Origin of the sequence: Bacteroides sp. AM54-2NS (assembly GCF_003602935.1) — a bacterium.
Lineage (GTDB): Bacteria > Bacteroidota > Bacteroidia > Bacteroidales > Bacteroidaceae > Bacteroides > Bacteroides xylanisolvens.
Window position 1 is genome coordinate 63,827 of sequence record NZ_QTMZ01000018.1, and the last position, 22,816, is coordinate 86,642.

Below are 22,816 nucleotides of genomic sequence, written 5' to 3' on the forward strand. Positions count from 1 at the left end.
ATAAGATTATGGAAGAAAAAAATAAGAAAGATATAAATAGAAGAGATTTTATTAAGATTGTAGGTATCAGTGCAGCCACATCGACAGGTCTGCTATACGGATGCTCTTCAAAGGGAACTACTTCTGCAAGTAGCACAACAGGAGAAGGAGAGGTGCCCACCGATAAAATGACTTATCGCACATCTCCAACCACCGGTGACCGTGTTTCACTTTTGGGATATGGTTGTATGCGTTGGCCGCTCAAACCTGCTCCCGATGGTAATGGTGAAGTTATCGACCAGGATGCCGTCAATGGATTGATAGATTATGCAATCGCTCACGGAGTAAACTATTTCGATACATCTCCGGCGTATGTACAAGGATTTTCCGAAAAGGCAACAGGTATTGCATTAAGTCGCCATCCCCGTGATAAATATTACATCGCTACCAAATTATCTAATTTCTCTCCTGATACGTGGTCTCGCGAAGCCTCGCTCAAGATGTACCACAAATCGTTTGCGGAGCTACAAGTCGACTACATTGATTATATGTTGCTCCACGGCATCGGCATGGGAGGAATGGAAGCCCTTAAAGGACGATACCTGGATAACGGAATACTTGATTTTCTGGTTAAAGAGCGTGAAGCCGGACGTATCCGGAATCTCGGATTCTCTTACCATGGTGATATTGAGGTATATGATTATCTGCTCTCACGACACGATGAATTTAAATGGGATTTTGTACAAATACAGCTCAACTATGTAGACTGGAAACATGCCAAAGAGACCAATACTCGAAATACGGATGCGGAATATCTCTATGGCGAACTGGCCAAACGGGGGATTCCTGCCATCATTATGGAACCACTTTTGGGAGGACGTCTATCCAAGTTGAATGATAATCTGGTGGCACGGCTCAAACAACGTCGTCCGGAAAGCAGTGTCGCTTCCTGGGCTTTCCGTTTTGCCGGTTCATTCCCGGATATTCTGACTGTATTAAGTGGTATGACTTACATGGAGCATCTGCAGGATAATCTCCGCACTTATTCTCCTTTGGAACCATTGACAGATGAAGAAAAAGAATTCCTCGAAGAAACGGCACAATTAATGCTGAAATATCCTACTATCCCTTGTAACGACTGCAAATACTGTATGCCATGTTCGTATGGGCTGGATATACCTGCTGTATTGTTGCATTACAACCGTTGTGTCAATGAAGGTAATGTCGCCAGAAGCGGGCAGGATGAAAATTATGCGAAAGCCCGACGCGCTTTTCTTGTCGGATATGACCGTAGCGTGCCCAAACTTCGACAGGCAAGTCATTGCATCGGTTGCAATCAGTGTGTGGCTCATTGCCCGCAAAACATTGATATTCCGAAAGAACTGCACCGGATAGACCAGTTTGTAGAACAATTGAAACAAGGTACTTTATAAAAGAAACGATGGAAGAATTAATCAATCTATTACATACAGGAGGATATTCCTGTACCATTGCCAACGGAGGAAAAATCCGCACTTTCACTCAACGTGGCGTAGCCGATCTCTATGATTTGCTAACACAGGAACCGGAGTTTCTTAAAGGAGCTTTGGTTGCCGACAAAGTGGTTGGCAAGGGAGCTGCCGCCCTGATGATTCTGGGTGGTATAGAAGAATTATATACGGATATTATCAGTACCAAGGCTTTGGAGCTATTCCGGAAATCAGATGTGAAAGTCGATTTTGCGCAGGAAGTTGCTTTTATCTGGAACCGCGACCGTACAGGAGGATGTCCAGTAGAAACTATGTGTAGCGAAGTGGAATCAGCAGAAGAAATATTACCGCTGATCCGCGATTTCCTGGAAAAAATCAGAAGTAGGAAGTAAGAAAGAGATAACTGAAACACGAAATAAAGTATGAGAAGAAATACAGCTTGTTTATTCCTGTTCGGTAGTTTGCTTTCCCTCTCGGGAATGGCACAGACTAAGAGAGACAGTACACAGGCCGGAAGAAATTATATGATCGATGAAGTTGTAGTCACCGGGACACGTAATGAGACAGATGTACGTCATCTTCCGATGACTATTTCCGTAGTCAGCAGGCAACAGATTGAGAAAAGATATGAACCTTCTCTGTTGCCGTTATTGACGGAGCAGGTGCCGGGATTATTCACTACCAATCGTGGCGTCATGGGATATGGTGTATCCGGCGGAGCTGCGGGAGGTATGAGCCTGCGCGGTATCGGTGGTAGCCCGACAGCGGGATTATTGGTATTGATTGACGGTCATCCGCAGTACATGGGGGTGATGGGACATCCGATAGCGGATGCTTATCAATCGATGATGGCAGAAAAAGTAGAAGTGTTACGAGGCCCCGCATCCGTGCTTTATGGTTCGAATGCAATGGGTGGAGTGATTAATATTGTCACCCGCAAGCAACAGGAAGATGGAGTAAATACGAATATGCAAGTGGGCTATGGTTCATACAACACATTACAGACTGAATTTTCCAACCGTGTCAAAAAGGGACGTTTCAGTAGTGTCGTAACCGGCTCATATAATCGTACGGACGGACATCGCCCTGATATGAAATTCGAGCAATACGGTGGATATGCAAAGTTAGGCTATGACATCAGCTCTTTCTGGAAGTTATGGGGAGATGTAAACGTGACTCACTTTAATGCTTCCAATCCGGGAACTATTCAAGTACCATTGATCGACAACGATTCCCGTATCACTCGCGGAATGACATCATTTGCTTTAAAGAATCATTACGAGAAGACTTCGGGTGCTTTGAGCTTTTTCTATAACTGGGGACGGCATAAAATCAATGATGGTTATCAGATAGGAAAAGAACCGCAAAAGTCACATTTCAACTCCAAAGATAAGATGTTGGGTGTGTCATGGTATCAAAGTGCCACTCTCTTTACCGGCAACCGTTTGACCGTAGGGCTGGATTATCAGCACTTCGGAGGTGAATCGTGGAACAAGGTTGTAGCTACAGGTGAACATACTCCGGGGGTAGACAAGCAAATGGATGAGTTTGCCGGATACATTGATTTCCGTCAGGATATCAATAGCTGGTTCTCATTGGATGCAGGTATTCGTGTAGACCATCATTCGCATGTAGGTACTGAATGGATTCCACAAGGTGGGTTGGCCTTTCATTTGCCGAAGCATGGAGAACTTAAAGCAATGGTTAGCAAAGGCTACCGCAATCCGACGATTCGAGAAATGTATATGTTTACCCCTGCCAACCCGGAACTAAAACCGGAGAAACTGATAAGTTACGAACTTTCATATTCACAACGTTTGTTGGAAGGCGCGTTATCCTACGGAGTCAACCTTTATTATATCAATGGGGATAATGTGATTATGTCGAACGGTTTGGTTCCTCCATTAAATATCAATTCCGGCGAAATAGAAAACTGGGGGTTGGAAACCAACATTGGTTATCGCATGAATTCACATTGGAATGTCAATGCCAATTATAGCTGGCTTCACATGGAAAATCCTGTTCTTGCCGCTCCCGAGCATAAATTGTACGCAGGAGTAGATTATACTTCCGGACGTTGGAGTGTATCAACAGGTATACAATATGTAAAGGGGCTTTATACCTCTGTAATACAAAACAACGAGCAACAAGATAGTTTTGTCTTGTGGAACCTTCGGGGAAATTATCGTCTCTGTCATTTCGCTAATCTCTTTGTGAAAGGAGAAAACCTGTTGGCGCAACGCTATGAAATAAATGCAGGTTATCCCATGCCGAAAGCTACGTTTATGGGTGGTATTAATTTGAACTTTTAAATATCCCACTTTTCCAAAATCAGAACAATAAGTCTTGAAAAAGAAAGTTCTCCTCTGCTAAAGATATTCATAGCAGGGGAGAACATATTATAATAATAGGACTTATTCATCTATTTTTCTATTTATCAATCTTCGTCGTCATCTTCCAGATCAGTAGCAGCGGGATTACCTCCTCCTTTAGCATACCTGCTCGGACTCATCTTATAGTATTTTTTGAATACTTCCCGGAAATATTTAGTTTCAGAGAATCCAACCATGTCTGAAATCTCATTAATGGCATATTCCCCCTCTTTCAATAACTCGGTAGCACGTTTCAAACGCATCACCCGAATAAACTCTGTCGGAGACTGTCCCGTCAATGCTTTCAATTTACAATAGAAACTGGTACGGCTCATGCCACTTGATTCACAGAGCATATTAACGGAAAATTCAGGGTTGTTTATATTCTCATCCACGATTTTCTTTACATTTGATATAAACTTCCAATCGAGGCTGTTAGTACCGTTTGCAGATGGAACCATTGATTTCGCTTCTATATCCAGATTGGCATATCTCATGCGCAACAGTTCCCGGTTTGCCAACAGATTAGCGATATTCGCCCGTAATATTTTCACGCTGAAAGGTTTGATGAGATATTCGTCCGCACCAATCGACAGTCCATCCAGAATATTGTTTTCTTCTCCCAAAGCAGTAAGCAACAACACAGGAATATGTGAAATCTCAATATCACTTTTGATAGCAACACACAATTCATCTCCCCGCATCTCCGGCATCATGATATCAGAAAGAACCAGTTCCGGCCAATATTCTTTGATAATAATCAACGCTTCCTTTCCGTTAGCGCAAGCTTGTACATTATATATAGAAGATAATGAACTGACCAGATAGGAGCGTAGCTCATCATTGTCTTCTACAACAAGAATCCGTCGTAAATTTGGATTATCTATCGTAGCGTTTGTCTTTGCTGGTACATTCGGAGCGGGCAGTACAGGAGCCAACGCCTCAAATTTAGAAGGTGCTTCGTCACTGATATTTTGAGAATTCTTATTCTTTTTCGGAAAAACAATTTTGATTGTCGTACCTTGATGTTCGACACTATCTACACTAATTTTACCTCCATGAAGGCTCACCAGTTTTCCTACCAACATTAATCCGATACCACTACCCGTCACTTTAGAGTTAATAGCATTGCTGGCACGGAAATGAAGCTTGAACAACTTACTTTGTTCACTGGCAGGAATACCTATACCTGTATCCTTGATTATCACTTTCCATGAATCATTCGTATCGGACACGGAAATGCTGACCTTTCCATTTTCCGGAGTATATTTTAGCGAGTTCGATATTATATTCTTCAAAATAGAATCCATCTTCTCCTTATCAAACGATACATTCATATAGCTGAAAGTACTCTCGTATGTATATTCAATACGCCTAATGGCAGCATAAGAAGAGAATGTATCATATATTTCATTCATATAAGTATTCAGCTCATACTCAGAAACACTCATTTTAGAGGAATATACATCAGTTCGTTCAAAATTAATCAGATTGCTGACCAGTCGCAGAAGAACTTCCACATTCCTCAATGCAATGTTCGTACGGGTTATCCCGTTGTCGGTAAGATTCTCTTCTTCCAGCAATTCCTCCAAAGGTGCTTTTATCAAAGTTAACGGAGTACGTATATCATGGGCCGTATTGATGAAGAACTGCGTTTTTTCATCAGATATATTCTTTTGTTTTCTTAGATTTATCACACGTAGAACAAAATAAAATCCCCCTATTACCAACAGAATATAACACAAGATAGCCCACCAACTCGACCAAAAAGGTTGCGTGATGATAATTTTCATAGCACGTTCCTGAAAAACAATGTCATGTTCTTCTCTGGATATAGCACGTACATGAAGAATATATCTACCTGGAGGCAAATTGGTAAAACGAATCAAATTATTTGCTCCCGGTTGAGTCCATTTCTCATAAAAGCCTTCTAATTTCCACGAATATAGTGCATTTCCGGGAGAATCATAATTGATTGTAGAAACTTCAAATGAAAACGTATTCTCATCATAAGCCAGCTCTAATACATCTGTCTCATCGATACTTTTCTGTAAAGGAGAATCCTTGACACCCGGATAAACAGGTTGATAAGACAGATGAAAGTCGCTAAATACCAATCTGGAGAACTTATAATCCGGGAATTTCACATTCATCGGAAGTTCAATTGCTCCATCCGTACTACCGAATACAAAGTTTTTATTTTTACGCACCGTTCCTGCCGCTGCGTTAAAGTATGCAGGCAACAAGCCTTCTCCTCTAGTCCAATTACGAAATATCTTTTCTTTAGTATGAAAACAGGTTATTCCGTTCTCTGTACTCATCATTATACGTCCATCTACTTCCGGCAATATTGTAAATATTCTATTTGAAACTAAAGCAGAATTATCAGAAAAATAATGTTCGAAAGTCTTATCTTGAGGATTATAGATAAATACTCCCATACCATTTGTCCCGATATATAACAACCCATTATCTGCCTGATAAAGCGTATTAATATAAGTGATTCCTATCTCCATTTCAATATACTGATATTCACCAGTATTTCGATTCAATAAATACAAGCCAGCAGCAGTTCCGATCCACATATTATCTTTGTCTTTTTCAACAATTGATGTTATGGAATTCAGTCCCGGATATAGACGTGCACTGTTAGTCTCCAAATCAAAACATTTTAGATTATAATAGCCTCCCGACCAGATATGTCCTCTTGAATCTTTAACTATATCACGAATATATTTATCCGGACGCATATTGACGTGAGAAAGAAGGTAAGGAGAGAAGTATTCAACTGATAGCGTTTCTTTATTTATTTTATAAATGCCGGAAGTATATCCTCCTGCCCATATAATGCCAGGAGCCACTTCACATAAAGTAATAAATATATGATTCTTGTCCTTTAGTTGATGATTAAAAGAGCTTAGAAATGAATGCCACTGACCTGTTTTTGAATTATAAAGACTAATACCATTACTAGTTCCAAACCACAGATCACCTTCATGATCTTCGATAACCGCTTGTACCTGATCATTGATTAATGACTGTGCATTACCCATAGCATGTTTCATCCAATGATAATTTTCATAGCGATTATCAATCACTGTAATTCCTGTTGGATAATTAGCAAGCCATATCCGCTTTTCTTCATCTACAAAAACATCATTGATATTATTTCCATTCATTTCATTATAACTCTGATAATTAGCAATAATGTAATCTTCCAGTTCACAGGTATTTACGTTAACTTTATACACCCCCATTCCTTCCGTTGCAATCAGTAACTCTGTTTCATTCAATGGGCTGATACGAGCTATGTTTACATCACTAAGATCAGCGTCCGGACGTATAATTTCCTGTGTATTCATATCGTACACAAAAACTCCTCTTTCAAATGAACCAATGAACAATCTTTTTAATTGCCGATGAAAATACAGTTCACTCACCTGTGCATGAAAATAGTCCAGTGTTTCAACAGGCATGGTCTCTAAAATACCATTCTCCAGTTTGACATATCGTACGCCCGTCTCCGTTGCTATAAAGAAATGGTGCTCATCTACTTGTTCTATTGCCGTAATACTACTATGCAATACATTGGGAAATCGAACTATATGAGCATCTTTAATATTATACAGCAATACAGTATCTTTACGACATATCCAGATATTATCATTGCGATCCAGATAACCACAACTTATTGCTTCAGAGGTATCCGGTAATTTATATACCATTTTGAAATCGTCTCTGTCGGCTTCGTATTGAAAGACTCGTCCTTGTTTGCCAACCACCCATATACCGATATGTGGTTCTGTATATAACCATCCCAAACGTATGGGAGCATCCAAAATAGTGCCTTCTTTATTTAATTTATAGTGTTTTATATCTTTACCGTTGTATCGGTCCATCCCTTCATTTGTAAGAAACCACATATAGCCCTGAGCATCTTTCTGAATATTGAATATCCGGCGATTGCTCAAGCCATCTTCTATTCCTATATATTTGTATGTTTGTGCTGTAACCCAAACAGGAAAAAAGAGAAGAATATATACAATGTATTTCATATAAATAGTTGTTTTTTAAACTACTTCTAACGATCATATAAACATAACAGTTAACGAAACTAGACAAAAACAATGACAAATGCAAAGAAATAGGAGAGATTCTACAAGAAAACATCTATTTAGAAACATTTTTATTTCCAAAGTTGATTATTTACTTTGCGAAGTTGATTTATCTGAAAGTGTTCTTTTGCTATATGTTATAATTAGCGCATGTTTTGTTTTTGTTAATTTAACTAATCAGATTTGATTCCAGTTTCTTCTTATAGACCCATATACTTATTGTAAAATAAATAAGTGCCTGTATCCAGAGAGTTATATATTCCGGTCTGATATCAGCCATACTGGCTCCCATAGAATTCAGTTTCACAAAAGCGAGTGTGCCTGGTGCAGCTGGGAAAATGTAATGGACTACTTTCCAATACCAGGCATTAGTTCCATTGGATAGGAAACGCCGGAAAGAAAGATTAATCCTACGGAGAAGAAGGCGATCATGAGTAGGGGAGCTTCAGAATCCGTAAAATACCTGGATGCAGCCAATCCCAAGAAAGAAGTTGCCATCAAATATGGAATCAATAATAGTACGATGTACAATCCGTTTCCAATATTGGGGATGCTGAAAAAGTGAGGGAGCAAGCCTAATAGAAAAAAGGCAAAGATGGCATAAAGAGTACAGTATACGGACGTTTTTCCTGCCACTATACGAATAGCAACTCCCCAGCCATACCCCAAAGGAGTATATGCACGGATTCCTTTACTACTGTATTCTTCTCCGGTCACCATACCAATAACCATCAGCAAGGTCTGGAAAATTATAATCATCATGACTGCCGGAATAAGATAGGAACCATATCCTTCGGTATAATTGTAGAGTGCAGTGCCTTCCACATTGATCGGTTTCGCCATAGCTACGGCGAGCAATCCTTGTGGTGGAAGAAACACTGCTTCATCTGGCCGGTATTTATCATTAATAGCCAGCATGACACGTGAAGAAGCACCTTGCAAAGCTTCGAAATACAAGAAGGCATCAGTAGTTGCATAAAGGGAAAATACGGCTTCATCTCCCCGGAACACCCGTTCCTCAAAATCATGAGGCAGGTAGAGTATTCCCTGTACTTTGCCTTCTTTCATCCATTCTTTTGCTTCGTGATAGTCCATAGCCTGACTAAAAATCTCTGCTTGGGGAGTAGCATCCAGCCAACGGATAAAATCACGGCTCAATTCACTGTGCGAATTGTCGACTACGGCAACAGGTACATCGGTTACAATATTCGGTGCATACATATAATTGTAGAGCAACCCGTAAACGAAGATTCCTCCCATCAACACCAGTAAAACCGCATAACTGGTACTGATAGCTAGAAATTCACGACGAATGATGAATGACAACTGTTGTAACTTACTTAATGTTTTCATACTTATGACTTTCTATAGCTCGTTTTAAATGAGGAAGCAGCGACAGGGCCAGCAACGGGAAGATACAGAGTATCACAGCCGACGGCCAAAGATGGATAAACCCACCGCCTCCATAGAGCATGGTTTGCATCATTTCCGTAAAATGACGGACAGGGAACAAATTGGAAGCATCCCTCACCAACGGATACATATTGGGAACCGGAAAGGTTACTCCGGACAAAGTAGCCCCCAGAGAACCTACCATAGAAACTACACTTATAACCAACGATATTGCCGGAAACAGCGAGAATAAAAACAGCCCTAAAGCCTGTGTTGCAATGATGAAAAGCACAGTCATGATATTCATTAACCACCAACTCCCCTGAAAAGGAATATGCAAAATACCAAACATGACGTAATTAGCCAACCATCCTATCAGTATATATATAATGGTATAAGGTAATAATTTACCTAAAACAGCTGTCACTATATTGCCTTTTGCAGTCGCCAGCCAATCATCTGCTGTGCGGAACTTGATTTCAATGCCAACCGCATACACGGTAATCAACAGAATCAAAACCTGAAACAGCACAAAGAAAAAGGGCTGACTTAAATATACCGAATAATCCAGACTAGGGTTATATATCGGATGGTTATTAGCTTGTACGGGTAATAAAAAGGTGGTAATCTGATCCTGTTCTACTCCGAGTGCCATCGCTTGCATCACCACAGGAGAAAGAGCCACCGGAGCTAAGGAAGTTTCGAATGCCGCCATCAACTCACCACCTACCGACATTAATGCATAATGATAATAGTAGGAGAGTGTTGCATTCTTTCCGGTAATCGCATTCTGTTCAAATTGGGGAGGTATGGAAAGATATCCATAAATCTCTTTCTTTTGCACAGATTCACGGGCAGCTGCTTCATTTACAAAATGCTTTGTCACTTTAAAAGTTGGTACGGCAGAAATATTCCTGACTATCGTCCGGGAAGTAGCAGTATTATCCTGATCGACAATACCAATAGGAATGTTTTCCATCTGTCCGTTACCAAAGATCGTAGCCATAAAGAAAAGGGTGAACAATGGCAAGACAATGCAGACACCAAAATAAAGGCGCCGTGAAGTCATTCGCCACCACTCTCTGAGCAGTACGGAACGAAAAGGGGAATATGTTTGTGATTCATCCATTCTCTGGTTTATTTGATGTCGATTAATCTAAAGTCAATAACACGGACATGCCGGGACGCAAGTCATCCACCTTTTGGGTTGGACGGGCATGAATCTCAAAGGTACGTAAGTCATAACTTCCGGTTTGCTTGGTTGATTTCCAGGTAGCAAAACTGCCTAGCGGACTAATATAATAGATTTTGAATTCAATATTTTTTTACCGATAGCGGGCACATCCGCAACAAATGTTTCGTCCATTTTAAATTGCGGCATCAGATCTTCCCGCACGTTAAGAACAACATGTATATCATCCACCACCACCAAATTCATAATGGGAGTTCCCGGTGCAACCAACTCTCCACGTTTAGGGAAGATTGTTGCTATCTGACCGTTTTCCGGAGCGGTCAACCGAGCATCGACCAGCAAAGCCGAGACTTCATCCACTGTGCTTCGAGCAGCATCCACCATGCTGGCAGCAGACGCTTTATCTTCTTTTTGTGCACCATCTACAGCCATCTGATACTGTTCATAGGCAGCACGTTCGGCTGCTACAGCCGCTTTATACATAGCTTCTACTTCATCCTTTCTTTGAGAAGTAATGACACTGTCCTTATATAAAGTAAGAATACGGTTGTAAGTTGTCTGGGCGAGAGTAAGATCGCTCTTCGTTTTATTCCATAATTGCAGTGCAGTAGCCACGATCTGACGACGGGTTCCGGCATCTATTTTCTTGTTCTGTTGTACTGCCACCTGTTCCAAGGCATTCACTTGTTGATACTTGGCATGTACTTCAGGGCTATTAATGACGACAAGAGTATCTCCCCGGTGTACCCAGTCTCCCTCCTGAACGAAGAAAGTGTCGATACGGCCGGGAAGTTTCCCACTGATACGGATTTCTGTTGCTTCAGCTTGTCCTTGCAAGACCAGCGGCTGTTTATGCATTAATATAACTCCCAAGCCGGTGAAAATACCGACAGCCAGAAGAATGATGACAAAAGCCCATGATAGGGTTTTACTAGTTGGTTTCATTGTTTGTTACGGTTTAGGTTGATAGTTTGCAAATTGTTCCGGTGTGCCACAAAGCGAGAGTAGATTCATTAGTGCCACATCATATTCATAATATGCTGCCAGGCGAGCCACTTTTACACTGGCAAGCATGGTTTCAGCATCAATAACTTCGGTAGAAGTTGCCATCCCTTCTGTAAATGATTTCTTTCGGATGCGTACCAATTCTTCACTTAAAGCAATCGTTGCATTTAAAGCTTTTACATTATCCTGTGCCTTTTCCAGCTGCGTATAAAGCTTATCTACCCCAACAGCCAGATCATCACGGGCCTTCATCTGGCCTAAAGCCAGAGTTTGTTCCGTTAATTTTGATTGCCGCACTCTTTTTTCACGATCCAGTCCGTCAAAGAGGTTCCATGTAAAACCAATGCCTACCATGGTACGCGGTAATAAATTACTCTGAATACCATGCGAATACAAGGTCTGTTTTCCAAAAAGGGCTATATTCGGCAAATAGCCGCTTTGAGCAATCCGCACTTCTTGTTTGGCAATATGCTGCTGCAGCTGTAATTGGTTGAGTGTATAGTTCCCACTGTTTACTGAAAGATCAAATAGCATTTTAGGTGGCAATGAATCATTCATAAAAAGGGGAGAGGTAGGAATGATATTGGCATCTGCATCCTTTTTATTCAGCAAAACCTTTAAGGCACTTTGCACTACTGTTTCTTCTTTTCGCGCAGCTTCCAATGCACGTTTGGCTTCATCCATATTTACCTGGCAAAAAGCCTTCCTGCTTTGTCAATCATTCCTGCTGCCTCTAACTTCAAGGCATTTTCATAATGTTTCTTCAATCCGTTGTAGGTTTCTTCACGAACCGTCACAATTTGTTGTGCCAGTCGAAGCCCGTAATAGCTTTCAACCAATAAACTTTGCTGATTGGCCGATACCTGTGCCCGACTTTCCCGTGCCAGATCAACCATCGTTCTTCCGATGTTGGTGGCATGAAAACGCTTACCACCGGAAAAGAGTACCCACTCGGCTGATAAATCAACAGTTGTCAAATTTCTTGGAGTCAAAGGAAATATAAGGGTATTTGCCCCAATTTGATCCAGTATAGACGAAATGATCTGGTCATCCGGAATAATGGAATGTACAAAGTCTTTAGCCGGATCGGTAAACTGCGATAAAGGCTGTTTAACTTCGATCTTCTCCGACATGTGTACAAACGCACCTGTAGACTGAAGACTGGGATACCAAAAAGCATTCAACTTATCACGTTCAGCCTTCGCAATCTCAATACTCTTATCCGCTATTTTCAGACTCTGATTTCCTTGATTCAACAGATGCAGTGATTCTTCGAAACTTAATGGTATCTGTGCATCTATCTGACCGATGGAAAAATACAAAGTCAATAGTATACAAAGTCGCTTATTTTTTTTCATACTGGTTAGGTTATATCTGAATTTGAGATATTCTAACAGATGAAAAGAGAGGTTTGTTCATCAGAAAGAATATAGCAATACAACAAAAGAAGGTTTCAACGCTTTTTTATAAGATGTTCTATTTTTCATCTTCTCTTTGAATCACGTTTGCATCATTTCTATCAGATAGAAAAAATGATGCATAAAATAATGCAAGTATATGCAATAAGCGTGTTATTAATGGATATAAACTACTTGATTATACAAAATATAAATGCATATTGGAGTTGTTTCTTTAAAGGAAAAGCTCTGTTCCTTTAAATGGAACCAACCGTTGGTCGGTGAGAAGCGTGTTCTCCCTTTAAAAGAAAGCTACCAAACAGCCCATAAAGTACCAGTTTGTCTCTAAATCTTATTTATTTTGCTAGAAACTAAATCTGTCAATTTGAAATAATATAAGCAACTTTGTTCTCACATATTCAATATTCATTCTCTATTTAGAACCTAGTGATAGATTATTCACTAAAATAGTTTATATCTGAATCTTATTAACCGGAAATCCTGGAATTTTTTCTATAGCGACTATCGCCAATCTGTATATTTTTAATTATACGGGCTACTAATATGCGTTTTTTCATATCCGGTTGTTTTTCATCAAAACAAAAGAATTGAAGAGGCTTTAATTTCTCTTTTTTCTTGCATTAAAATTTCTGCGATTTTATTTGAGATATAAAAATTATGTTTACCTTTGCATCACCATTTCATAAGGCTTTTGAGTCGAGAAATGCAGTAAATATGCGGTAATAGCTCAGTTGGTAGAGCACTAGCTTCCCAAGCTGGGGGTCGCGAGTTCGAGCCTCGTTTACCGCTCTTTTGAAAATCAGGTGGTTATCTTAAAAAAAACTGCCTGATTTTTTATTTTTCAAGCCCCCTTTTCTATGGTTTTATCTATTATCGGACGAAACCTAAACTGAACATATTGTAGAATAACCCTAATTGAATAACCAATATGGCTAAGGAAATAGAGAAATATCTCCCCGTAGATTACAGTGACAGTTTTTCCATAGAAGTTACAGAAAATCGTTTGTCTCCTAAAGATATTATTTTAAAAGTCTTTGCTCATAACCCCGCTTGGCTCCGAATGTTGTATGCAATAAGGGCCTGTTTAGTCAAACCTTTCGGTATAGAAACTAAAGCTATTGAAAGTGAAGAACTTATTATAGAGGAAGACAAGCAAGAAGCAATTATGAGAAAAGACGATAAACATTTATTGTTTTATGTCGATATTTTCATTACGCCATTGGAAACAGGAAAACAAATGATTGAGGTTACCACATTAGTAAAATACCATAATTGGGTAGGAAAGGCTTATTTCTTTTGTATAAAACCTTTTCATCGGGTCATAGTGCCTTTAGTTCTCAAAAAAGCGCTATGCTGAACAAGCACAGTCGCGGATGCAACTATATAACGAATATGAAAAATGAGATATGTAATATAGAAGTACATGACTTTAGAAAATTAATGCATGAAGAATAGGGCAGTTCATGCATTTTTCGTATTTTTGCACCCTGTTTTAACACTCAAGAAAACTTTAAATAGAAAAATATAATGGCAAAAGAACTGAAAGACCTTACCAAACGTAGTGAAAACTACTCACAGTGGTATAACGATTTGGTGGTAAAAGCTGATTTGGCAGAACAGTCTGCTGTGCGCGGATGTATGGTGATTAAGCCTTACGGATACGCTATCTGGGAGAAAATGCAACGTCAATTGGACGACATGTTCAAGGAAACAGGACACGTAAATGCATACTTCCCGCTATTAATCCCGAAATCATTCTTAAGCCGCGAAGCAGAACACGTAGAAGGGTTTGCGAAAGAGTGTGCCGTAGTAACACATTATCGTTTGAAGAATGCGGAAGACGGTTCAGGAGTTGTAGTAGATCCTGCAGCTAAATTGGAAGAGGAATTGATTATCCGTCCGACATCAGAAACAATCATCTGGAATACTTATAAGAACTGGATTCAGTCATACCGTGACCTGCCTATTCTCTGCAACCAATGGGCGAATGTTTTCCGTTGGGAAATGCGTACCCGTCTTTTCCTGCGTACTGCCGAATTCCTGTGGCAAGAGGGACATACCGCTCATGCTACCCGTGAAGAAGCAGAGGAAGAAGCAATCAGAATGTTGAATGTATATGGTGAATTTGCAGAAAAATATATGGCTGTTCCCGTTGTAAAGGGAGTGAAATCAGCCAATGAACGTTTTGCAGGTGCACTTGACACTTACACAATAGAAGCCATGATGCAGGACGGAAAAGCATTGCAAAGTGGTACTTCCCACTTCCTGGGACAAAACTTTGCAAAGGCATTCGATGTTCAGTTCGTTAACAAGGAAAACAAGTTGGAGTATGTTTGGGCTACTTCATGGGGTGTTTCTACTCGTTTGATGGGTGCATTGATTATGACTCACTCGGATGACAACGGATTGGTATTACCTCCACATTTGGCTCCGATTCAGGTAGTAATCGTTCCTATCTATAAGAATGACGAACAACTGAAACAAATTGACGCTAAAGTAGAAGGCATTGTAGCTAAGTTGAAAGCATTGGGTATCTCTGTGAAATATGATAATGCAGATAACAAACGCCCGGGCTTCAAATTCGCTGATTATGAATTGAAGGGTGTACCTGTTCGTTTGGTTATGGGTGGTCGCGATCTTGAAAACAACACTATGGAAGTGATGCGCCGTGATACACTGGAAAAAGAAACGGTTACTTGTGAAGGCATTGAAACATACGTTCAGAATTTGCTTGAAGAAATGCAAGCTAATATCTACAAGAAAGCATTGGACTACCGTAACTCCAAGATTACAACAGTAGACACCTATGACGAATTTAAAGAAAAAATCGAAGAAGGCGGATTTATTCTGGCTCATTGGGATGGAACTACTGAAACCGAAGAAAAAATTAAGGAAGAAACTAAAGCAACCATTCGTTGTATTCCGTTCGAGTCATTTGTTCCGGGAGACAAAGAACCTGGTAAATGTATGGTAACAGGTAAACCATCTGCTTGCCGCGTGATATTTGCACGTTCTTATTAAACAAAATTCGCACATAATTATAAAAAGGATGGAAACGGCTCAATCGCTTTCATCCTTTTCTTTTTTTCCTTCCATATTATATTATTTATGGCCTGTCCTAATAGTTCATTAGACATTCAATAGTTATTTCAAGCTCTTTTTTCAATCCATTTCAGTTTTATTTCAGAAATATCCCTTTTCTTTGTAGTATGTAAAAAAGAAAGGAGACAAAATTATGAAGATATTGATTGTAGAAGACGAACCCTCTTTGAGAGAACTGATTCAATGTTCACTTGAAAAAGAACGTTACGTTGTAGAAACAGCCAGTGACTTCAATTCTGCTCTACGCAAAATTGAAGATTACGACTATGATTGTATCTTATTGGACATCATGCTACCGGACGGAAGCGGACTTGATCTTCTTGAACGACTGAAAGCTCTCCATAAGCGGGAGAACGTGATTATTATTCCGCGAAAGACTCTCTGGAAGACAAAGTTTTGGGATTAGAACTGGGAGCGGACGATTATTTGCCAAAGCCATTTCATTTGGTTGAACTAAATGCACGAATTAAAAGCGTGATTCGTCGCCATCAGCATGATGGAGAGATTGATATCCGCCAAGGCAACGTACGGATAGAACCGGATAAATATCGTGTATTTGTCAACGAGCAGGAAGTGGAACTAAATAGAAAAGAATATGATATCCTGTTATATTTTATCAATCGCCCTGGGAGATTAATCAATAAAAACACTTTGGCCGAATCAGTGTGGGGAGACCATATCGATCAGGTCGATAATTTTGACTTCATATATGCACAAATCAAGAATCTTCGCAAAAAGCTCAAGGATTCGGGTGCAACTATTGAAATTAAAGCAGTCTATGGATTTGGGTATAAAATGATAGTAGAATAAAAAGGAAAGAGATTATTGTCCATGAAATTAATATATTACATCATTCTTCGTATTACCCTTGCTCTGACTCTCATACTGACGGTCTGGGCTATCTTCTTTTATGTTACGATGATCGATGAAGTCAACGATGAAGTGGATGATGCTTTGGAAGATTATTCGGAAACCATCATTATCCGGGCATTGGCAGGAGAGGAGCTACCTTCTAAAACCAATGGCTCCAACAATCAATATTATATGATGGAAGTAAGCAAAGAGTATGCGGAAAGCCGGGAGGATATTCAGTATAAAGACTCTATGGTATACATTGAAGAAAAAGGAGAGACCGAGCCGGCACGTATTCTTACTACTATCTTTAAAGATGATGAAGGACGATACCACGAACTGACAGTATCGACCCCCAGCATTGAAAAAGATGATTTGAGAGATGCCATCCAAATGTGGATTATATTTCTATATGTAGCTTTATTATTCTGCATTATTATCATTTCCGTATGGGTATTTTACCGGAATATGCGACCGCTCTATGTACTTCTACACTGGCTGGACGGTTATCAAACAGGAAAAAGAAATAAACCTTTGAGTAACGATACTCAAATCACGGAATTCCGGAAATTAAATGAGGCTGCCATTCGTTATGTGGAACGTACGGAGCAGATGTTCGAACAACAAAAACAGTTTATCGGAAATGCTTCACACGAGATACAAACTCCACTTGCTATCTGCCGTAATCGATTGGAAATGTTGATGGAAGATGATTCGCTATCAGAAAAACAACTGGAAGAACTGATGAAAACGCATCAGACTTTAGAATACATTACTAAATTAAACAAATCCCTATTATTGCTTTCCAAGATTGATAATGGTCAGTTTACGGATACCAAAGAATTGGAACTCAATGTACTTCTCAAACAATATCTGCAAGATTACGAAGAAGTTTATGATTATCGCAACATAGAAGTCACGATAGATGAACAAGGCGTTTTCAAGGTGACAATGAACGAATCCCTGGCTGTTGCTTTGCTCACTAACCTCCTGAAAAATGCATTTGTACATAATATTGATGGAGGACATATCCGAATCACCGTTACTAAGAACGGTATTACTTTCCGAAATTCGGGAGTGGAACATCCGCTGAACAAGGAACATATCTTCGAACGTTTCTATCAGGGTAGCAAAAAAGAAGGATCTACAGGGCTGGGATTAGCTATAGCCGATTCCATCTGTCGTTTGCAACATCTGAATATAAAATATTACTTCGAGCAGAATGAACATTGCTTCGAGATTTCCCAATCATAAGATTCATCTGAAAAACACAGAGGACACGGATTTTAAGTGAACGACCTGTCGGTTATCATAAAACCAATTTGTCAGGTATATCCATTCACCTGTTTCTCCGTGTCCTCTGCGTCTTTTATAGTGAGCAGGTTATCGGGATCGTATTTCTCTCCTCATAAACATGATATAAGAAATAGCGAAGCAAATAACCGTTGCCGCAATCAATCCGGTCAACTGTGGCCATACAACTAAAAGACTTTGTCCCAATGGGAGCGGACTAGGGATAGCTCCCTGTACCTGTTCCATAGTCAATGGCCCCAAACTTCTGACAGAAGGCATCAATAGTGTGGTGGTAGCTTCATTAAACAGTTCACTCGGTGCCAAACGCATCAACCCTAGAATAAACTTCTGATAACTGATAATCTGATAAGGTGATGCCATCTGTGACGGACTCAACCCTTTTGCCACCAAATTAACAATCATGGTATAGAATACACTAAAAAACAGCCAAACGGCCACAGATGCTAATGCAGAAGTCGCTGCCTGACGGAAACGGAGTGAGAACAGAATAGCCAGATTCAACCAGAATGCTACATAAAAGATACTGGTAATGATGAAGAAAACAATTCTCCAAAACTCTTCTGCCGTAGGAGGAATACCAATAGCAATCAGCCCACATCCCATCACCAGAAAGCCCAATACAAACAACATGATACCTATCACAATCAAAGCAGCCACAAACTTCGCATTGATAATGCAATCGCGATGAATAGGCTGGGACAGCATACGGCTCAATGTTCCTTTATTTTGTTCGGAATTGACTGCATCAAATCCCAAAGCGATTCCCAATAGGGGACCTAAGAAGTTAATAAACAGCACAAAAGAGGGGAGAGTCCCATCTGAAACCGTAAACAACTTCAAGAAAAGAAACGAACCGTCCGGATCATTAGGTTTGATGGCTTCACTAATATTGGTGAGTGCTGTATATAGCGACCCCATACAGGTAAGTGCTATAATACCTATTAGTATAATAAAACGCCAACTTTTGACATGATCGGAAATTTCCTTGTTGACGATAACCCAAAAAGGATGATTGACTTTATTCATGTCTTTCTCCTCCTTCCTCAAAATAATGGTTATAAATATCAGACAATTCCTGCTTCTTATCTTTCAATTCTGCCATATCGATCAAAGCAAGTAATTGGCCATTACTGAACAAACCTACCCGGTCGCACACTTTCTGTACCTGATCCAGATGATGGGAAGAGAAAAGCACTGTCAGTCCTTCTTCTTTACTCAACCAGCGAATCAGTTCGATAAATTCCTGAACACCTGCAGGGTCAATCCCTGAAGTCGGCTCATCGAGAATAATAATCTCCGGATTTTTAATAAGTACATCAGCCAATCCCAACCGCTGTCTCATACCACGAGAGTATTTCCCTGTCTTTTTGGCTAACTGATCTTCAAGGCCTACCCGCTTCATCAGTTCCAGAGCCTTGGTTTTTGCCTCTTTATCAGAAATACCATTTAATCGCGCTGTATAGATCAAATTCTCCGGTCCTGTCATATCATCATAGAATCCTACATCTTCTGGCAAATACCCAATTTTCCTTTTTACTTCAATGGGGTGTGTAGTAGAATTGATTCCACAAATTTCAACTGTTCCCGAAGTAGGCTCTGTCAATCCCAACATCATTAAGATAGTAGTTGATTTTCCAGCACCATTCGGTCCCAGTAATCCGAAGATTTCTCCTTTCCGGATATTCAGGCGAATATGATCTACAGCAGTGAAATTACCGTATTGTTTGGTCAAATCGGTAAGTACGATCACTTGTTCGCCCATAATTTACCTCCTTCCATATTTACGGAACAGATAGTAAACCACGCCGATGGTGGCAATAATGATAAGAACGCCTACCCATCCCCATATCATCGGAGTTTTTACTGCAACTCTGAACTGCGCATCTGCATTTACTTCAGGAGTTTTTGCCATGATGGTAGTCACATAGTCGCCTGGCAATGCTTTTTTAGAAGCTTTCAAAGTAGCCATAACCGTTGATGTCTCTCCGGCTTTTAGCGCATCGATTTTTGAAGGTTCGAAAGTTACTTCCCAGTCAGCTGGTTTATTAGCAGACAGCTGAATATCTTTCAGTAATGAAGAACCTGTATTTCTGACTTCCAGTTCTATTTTCTTTATATCACCTGCTGTGACATCTGTACTCAATAACCCACGGGGAGTAGTCAGTTCCATTTGATAAGAGCCGGTAACAACCACTTCCAGTTCCAATTCGGCAGAGTGGTACCTGTAGCGGCGCGTACCGGAATTTTGTAACTGCCGGCTTCTACATTGGCAGGAGGAGTAATATCTATACTTACATTTTGAGTGCTGTTGGCTTCCACTTGTGCAGAAGTGGCTTGCTTATAGTTAGGTTTAAAAACTACATTCCAACCTCTGGGTGCATTAGCCATCAAAGCATATAGCTGCTGGTCGGCAGTCTGATTCTTTAAAGTGGCACTGAAAGTGAAGGTTGATTTGGAATTTCCCTGCATGTTGGGTTGGTCGGTAGTAAATTCAGTCTGGTATGTTCCTTTTTGAGCAACCACTACATCCAATGGAAGTTTGGCGTTTCCGGCATATACCACAAAGTGATAATTACCTTTATTCACTTTTAATGGGACTTCGACTTTTAAATTGAAAGTCTTTTTCTCTTTGGGAAGTACCGATAGTTGGCTAAGGCTCCAGCCACCGGATTTCATCTCGTGTTTCCAACTGGAGGACAATCCGCTGACAGAAAGATTCGCATTCGTCAACTGGTCTGTGTTGTTGATAAGATCAATACTGTAGTCAATTGACGCTCCGGGAGATACGGAGATTTTTGTGTAAGGTGTGTACAGAATCACGCTCTTAGGTATTGAATCATTGGCGTGCGTGTAACTCATAGGGATCATCCCCAATAGAATAGCTAATAATAAAAAATAATTTGTTCTCATAGTCATACAAAAGTTCTTATGGTTGTTTAATATGAATATTGTCAAATTTGTGTGTGCAAAAATAAACGATGTATCTATTAGTAGTTTTAAAAGAATCCTAAAGAATCTAATTTCAAGAAGAAATTATAGTGACACTATCTCTATAGGATGGTGACGGTATCCTTTATGTATAGTGACGCTATGTTAACCGGATAGCGTCACTATATTTTTCGATTTTTTTTTCGGAAATTCTCAAAATTCCCAAATCTTTTCAGATTCTCCTCTCATCTTTGCATTATCAAATTAATAATAATAGTAAAAACCAATATTAAAAAACAACGATTATGAAAAAGTTAGTATTCTTATTAGTGTGTCTTTTCACTTTGCAAACAGTAGCTCGTGCAGATGACGACAAACCAATCCAGGTAACTCAAATGCCACAACCGGCACAGCAGTTTATCAAACAGCATTTTGCCGACAGCAAAGTAGCATTAGCCAAAATGGAGAGTGATTTCTTTTATAAAAGTTATGAAGTGATTTTCACGAATGGCGATAAAGTGGAGTTTGACAACAAAGGCAACTGGGAAGAAGTGAACTGCAAATATAGTTCTGTACCTACAGCAATTATTCCGGCAGCTATTCAGAAATACGTAACGACCAATTACCCTGATGCTAAAATTCTAAAAATTGAGAGAGATAAGAAAGATTATGAAGTAAAACTGTCCAACCGTACGGAACTGAAGTTTGACCTGAAATTTAATTTGATTGATATTGATTTCTAAACCTATTTAAATTGAACAAAGATGAAACTAAAGATTTATACACTTTTACTGGCACTAAGCGTCACATGGAGTCTGCAAAGTTGTGACAACGATGACGATGGTTCAATAGCTGTTCCTGCCGAACTTCAAAGTGCATTTTCATCCAAATTCCCTAATGCTGCAAATGTGAAGTGGGAAACTAAGTCTGGATATTATGTAGCAGATTTCTATGACGGATATGAAGCATCTGCATGGTTCACCCAAGATGGTAAATGGCAAATGACAGAAACGGACATTCCTTACAATGCATTACCACAAGCAGTAAAAATGTCTTTTGAGAACAGCGAATATGCCTCATGGAAGCGGGATGATATAGACAAACTGGAACGGACAGGCGTTGAAACTGTTTTCGTAATTGAAGTCGAAAAGCAGAATCAGGAGGTCGATTTGTATTATTCTGCTGATGGAACTCTGATTAAAAGCATTGTAGACACTGATGATGATAACAGCGAACATCTTCCTGTACAATTGACTGAAGCTATGAAAAACTTCATCAATGAAAAGTATCCGAATGTAAGAATCATGGAAGTAGACGTTGAAGATGATAGAAATGATTGGGATTTTGGATTTACAGAGGTAGATATCATTCATAATGGAATCTCAAAAGATGTATTGTTCAACCAGACTGGAAATTGGTATTCTACTTCATGGGAAATACGTCAGAATGAATTGCCTGAAGCAGTAAACAATACTCTCAATAATCAATATGGAGAATATCGTTTTGACGAAGCGGAGTATATTGAAAAAGCAGATGGTAGCATATATTATCGAATTGAACTTGAGAAGGGGGATGTAGATAAAGTAGTAAACATAGGCGAGAACGGTACTGTCCTTTCATAGGTCAAAGTGCATAATTCTGAAACATAATTCTCACAAACAACAAACGATGACATAAT

12 protein-coding genes, 1 tRNA gene and 5 pseudogenes are annotated in these 22,816 nt (G+C 39.8%); 10 read left to right on the forward strand and 8 right to left on the reverse strand.

All coding sequences use genetic code 11. The features are described from left to right. Positions 1-8: 8 nt before the first annotated feature. Genes DXA05_RS12960 through DXA05_RS12970 form a run of 3 tightly spaced genes read left to right on the forward strand, consistent with a single transcriptional unit; the run spans position 9 to position 3,760 of the window. On the forward strand, positions 9-1,412 hold the full coding sequence (locus tag DXA05_RS12960) for an aldo/keto reductase (RefSeq protein WP_128859230.1): 1,404 nt from the start codon (positions 9-11) through the stop codon (positions 1,410-1,412). An 8-nt stretch (positions 1,413-1,420) separates the two neighbouring features. Then, on the forward strand, positions 1,421-1,840 hold the full coding sequence (locus DXA05_RS12965) for a DUF1893 domain-containing protein (protein WP_120068456.1): 420 nt from the start codon (positions 1,421-1,423) through the stop codon (positions 1,838-1,840). A 30-nt stretch (positions 1,841-1,870) separates the two neighbouring features. Beyond that, complete coding sequence (locus tag DXA05_RS12970; RefSeq protein ID WP_165861513.1) at positions 1,871-3,760, forward strand: TonB-dependent receptor; 1,890 nt, start codon at positions 1,871-1,873, stop codon at positions 3,758-3,760. Between the two features lie 125 nt (positions 3,761-3,885). On the opposite strand, the gene DXA05_RS12975 is transcribed toward DXA05_RS12970, so the two are convergent. The 5 genes and pseudogenes from DXA05_RS12975 to DXA05_RS12995 all read right to left on the reverse strand — a co-directional run bounded on the left by DXA05_RS12975 (position 3,886) and on the right by DXA05_RS12995 (position 12,882). Then, complete coding sequence (locus tag DXA05_RS12975; RefSeq protein WP_128859231.1) at positions 3,886-7,875, reverse strand: two-component regulator propeller domain-containing protein; 3,990 nt, start codon at positions 7,873-7,875, stop codon at positions 3,886-3,888. A 229-nt stretch (positions 7,876-8,104) separates the two neighbouring features. Next, positions 8,105-9,288 (reverse strand): annotated as a pseudogene (locus tag DXA05_RS12980) (ABC transporter permease). Then, positions 9,272-10,456, reverse strand: coding sequence for an ABC transporter permease (locus DXA05_RS12985; RefSeq protein WP_004312435.1), 1,185 nt, complete (start codon positions 10,454-10,456; stop codon positions 9,272-9,274). Before DXA05_RS12985 ends, DXA05_RS12980 begins: the two are co-directional and overlap by 17 nt. Positions 10,457-10,478: 22 nt before the next feature. Continuing rightward, positions 10,479-11,464: pseudogene (locus DXA05_RS12990) on the reverse strand (HlyD family efflux transporter periplasmic adaptor subunit). 6 nt (positions 11,465-11,470) lie between these two features. After that, a pseudogene (locus DXA05_RS12995) lies at positions 11,471-12,882 on the reverse strand (TolC family protein). 776 nt (positions 12,883-13,658) lie between these two features. On the opposite strand from DXA05_RS12995, the gene DXA05_RS13000 reads away from it, so the two are divergent. The 5 genes and pseudogenes from DXA05_RS13000 to DXA05_RS13020 all read left to right on the forward strand — a co-directional run bounded on the left by DXA05_RS13000 (position 13,659) and on the right by DXA05_RS13020 (position 18,150). Next, positions 13,659-13,731 (forward strand) — tRNA-Gly (locus tag DXA05_RS13000). A 139-nt stretch (positions 13,732-13,870) separates the two neighbouring features. Continuing rightward, positions 13,871-14,299 (forward strand): DUF2867 domain-containing protein, encoded by a 429-nt coding sequence (locus DXA05_RS13005; protein WP_004312438.1) that lies wholly within the window; start codon positions 13,871-13,873, stop codon positions 14,297-14,299. 170 nt (positions 14,300-14,469) lie between these two features. Further along, the gene (gene proS / locus DXA05_RS13010) at positions 14,470-15,963 is read left to right on the forward strand and encodes a proline--tRNA ligase (RefSeq protein WP_004312439.1); all 1,494 of its coding nucleotides are present in this window, start codon (positions 14,470-14,472) and stop codon (positions 15,961-15,963) included. Between the two features lie 214 nt (positions 15,964-16,177). Then, a pseudogene (locus DXA05_RS13015) lies at positions 16,178-16,854 on the forward strand (response regulator transcription factor). A gap of 21 nt (positions 16,855-16,875) precedes the next feature. Further along, on the forward strand, positions 16,876-18,150 hold the full coding sequence (locus DXA05_RS13020) for a HAMP domain-containing sensor histidine kinase (protein ID WP_004312440.1): 1,275 nt from the start codon (positions 16,876-16,878) through the stop codon (positions 18,148-18,150). Between the two features lie 129 nt (positions 18,151-18,279). Here the strand turns inward: DXA05_RS13020 and DXA05_RS13025 are convergent, their stop codons facing one another. The 3 genes and pseudogenes from DXA05_RS13025 to DXA05_RS13035 form a co-directional block, all read right to left on the reverse strand. Continuing rightward, positions 18,280-19,236 (reverse strand): ABC transporter permease, encoded by a 957-nt coding sequence (locus DXA05_RS13025; RefSeq protein WP_004295992.1) that lies wholly within the window; start codon positions 19,234-19,236, stop codon positions 18,280-18,282. Beyond that, the gene (locus tag DXA05_RS13030) at positions 19,229-19,972 is read right to left on the reverse strand and encodes an ABC transporter ATP-binding protein (protein ID WP_128859232.1); all 744 of its coding nucleotides are present in this window, start codon (positions 19,970-19,972) and stop codon (positions 19,229-19,231) included. The genes DXA05_RS13025 and DXA05_RS13030 overlap by 8 nt, the downstream gene beginning before the upstream one ends. Before the next feature lie 3 nt (positions 19,973-19,975). Next, positions 19,976-21,126, reverse strand: a pseudogene (locus tag DXA05_RS13035) (NEW3 domain-containing protein). A gap of 317 nt (positions 21,127-21,443) precedes the next feature. Here DXA05_RS13035 and DXA05_RS13040 point away from each other — a divergent pair. Together DXA05_RS13040 and DXA05_RS13045 are read left to right on the forward strand one after the other, a co-directional pair. Further along, complete coding sequence (locus tag DXA05_RS13040; protein WP_004306079.1) at positions 21,444-21,881, forward strand: PepSY-like domain-containing protein; 438 nt, start codon at positions 21,444-21,446, stop codon at positions 21,879-21,881. A gap of 21 nt (positions 21,882-21,902) precedes the next feature. Continuing rightward, entirely contained in the window at positions 21,903-22,760 is an 858-nt protein-coding gene (locus tag DXA05_RS13045) for a PepSY-like domain-containing protein (protein ID WP_128859233.1), read from the forward strand. Positions 22,761-22,816: the final 56 nt, after the last annotated feature.

Excerpts from the sequence above, each read along its gene's own strand:
- DXA05_RS12960 (WP_128859230.1), top strand. The coding sequence starts at position 9 with ATGGAAGAAAAAAATAAGAAAGATATAAATAGAAGAGATTTTATTAAG.
- DXA05_RS12965 (WP_120068456.1), top strand. The coding sequence starts at position 1,421 with ATGGAAGAATTAATCAATCTATTACATACAGGAGGATATTCCTGTACC.
- DXA05_RS12970 (WP_165861513.1), top strand. The coding sequence starts at position 1,871 with ATGAGAAGAAATACAGCTTGTTTATTCCTGTTCGGTAGTTTGCTTTCC.
- DXA05_RS12975 (WP_128859231.1), bottom strand. The coding sequence starts at position 7,875 with ATGAAATACATTGTATATATTCTTCTCTTTTTTCCTGTTTGGGTTACA.
- DXA05_RS12985 (WP_004312435.1), bottom strand. The coding sequence starts at position 10,456 with ATGGATGAATCACAAACATATTCCCCTTTTCGTTCCGTACTGCTCAGA.
- DXA05_RS13005 (WP_004312438.1), top strand. The coding sequence starts at position 13,871 with ATGGCTAAGGAAATAGAGAAATATCTCCCCGTAGATTACAGTGACAGT.
- proS (WP_004312439.1), top strand. The coding sequence starts at position 14,470 with ATGGCAAAAGAACTGAAAGACCTTACCAAACGTAGTGAAAACTACTCA.
- DXA05_RS13020 (WP_004312440.1), top strand. The coding sequence starts at position 16,876 with ATGAAATTAATATATTACATCATTCTTCGTATTACCCTTGCTCTGACT.
- DXA05_RS13025 (WP_004295992.1), bottom strand. The coding sequence starts at position 19,236 with ATGAATAAAGTCAATCATCCTTTTTGGGTTATCGTCAACAAGGAAATT.
- DXA05_RS13030 (WP_128859232.1), bottom strand. The coding sequence starts at position 19,972 with ATGGGCGAACAAGTGATCGTACTTACCGATTTGACCAAACAATACGGT.
- DXA05_RS13040 (WP_004306079.1), top strand. The coding sequence starts at position 21,444 with ATGAAAAAGTTAGTATTCTTATTAGTGTGTCTTTTCACTTTGCAAACA.
- DXA05_RS13045 (WP_128859233.1), top strand. The coding sequence starts at position 21,903 with ATGAAACTAAAGATTTATACACTTTTACTGGCACTAAGCGTCACATGG.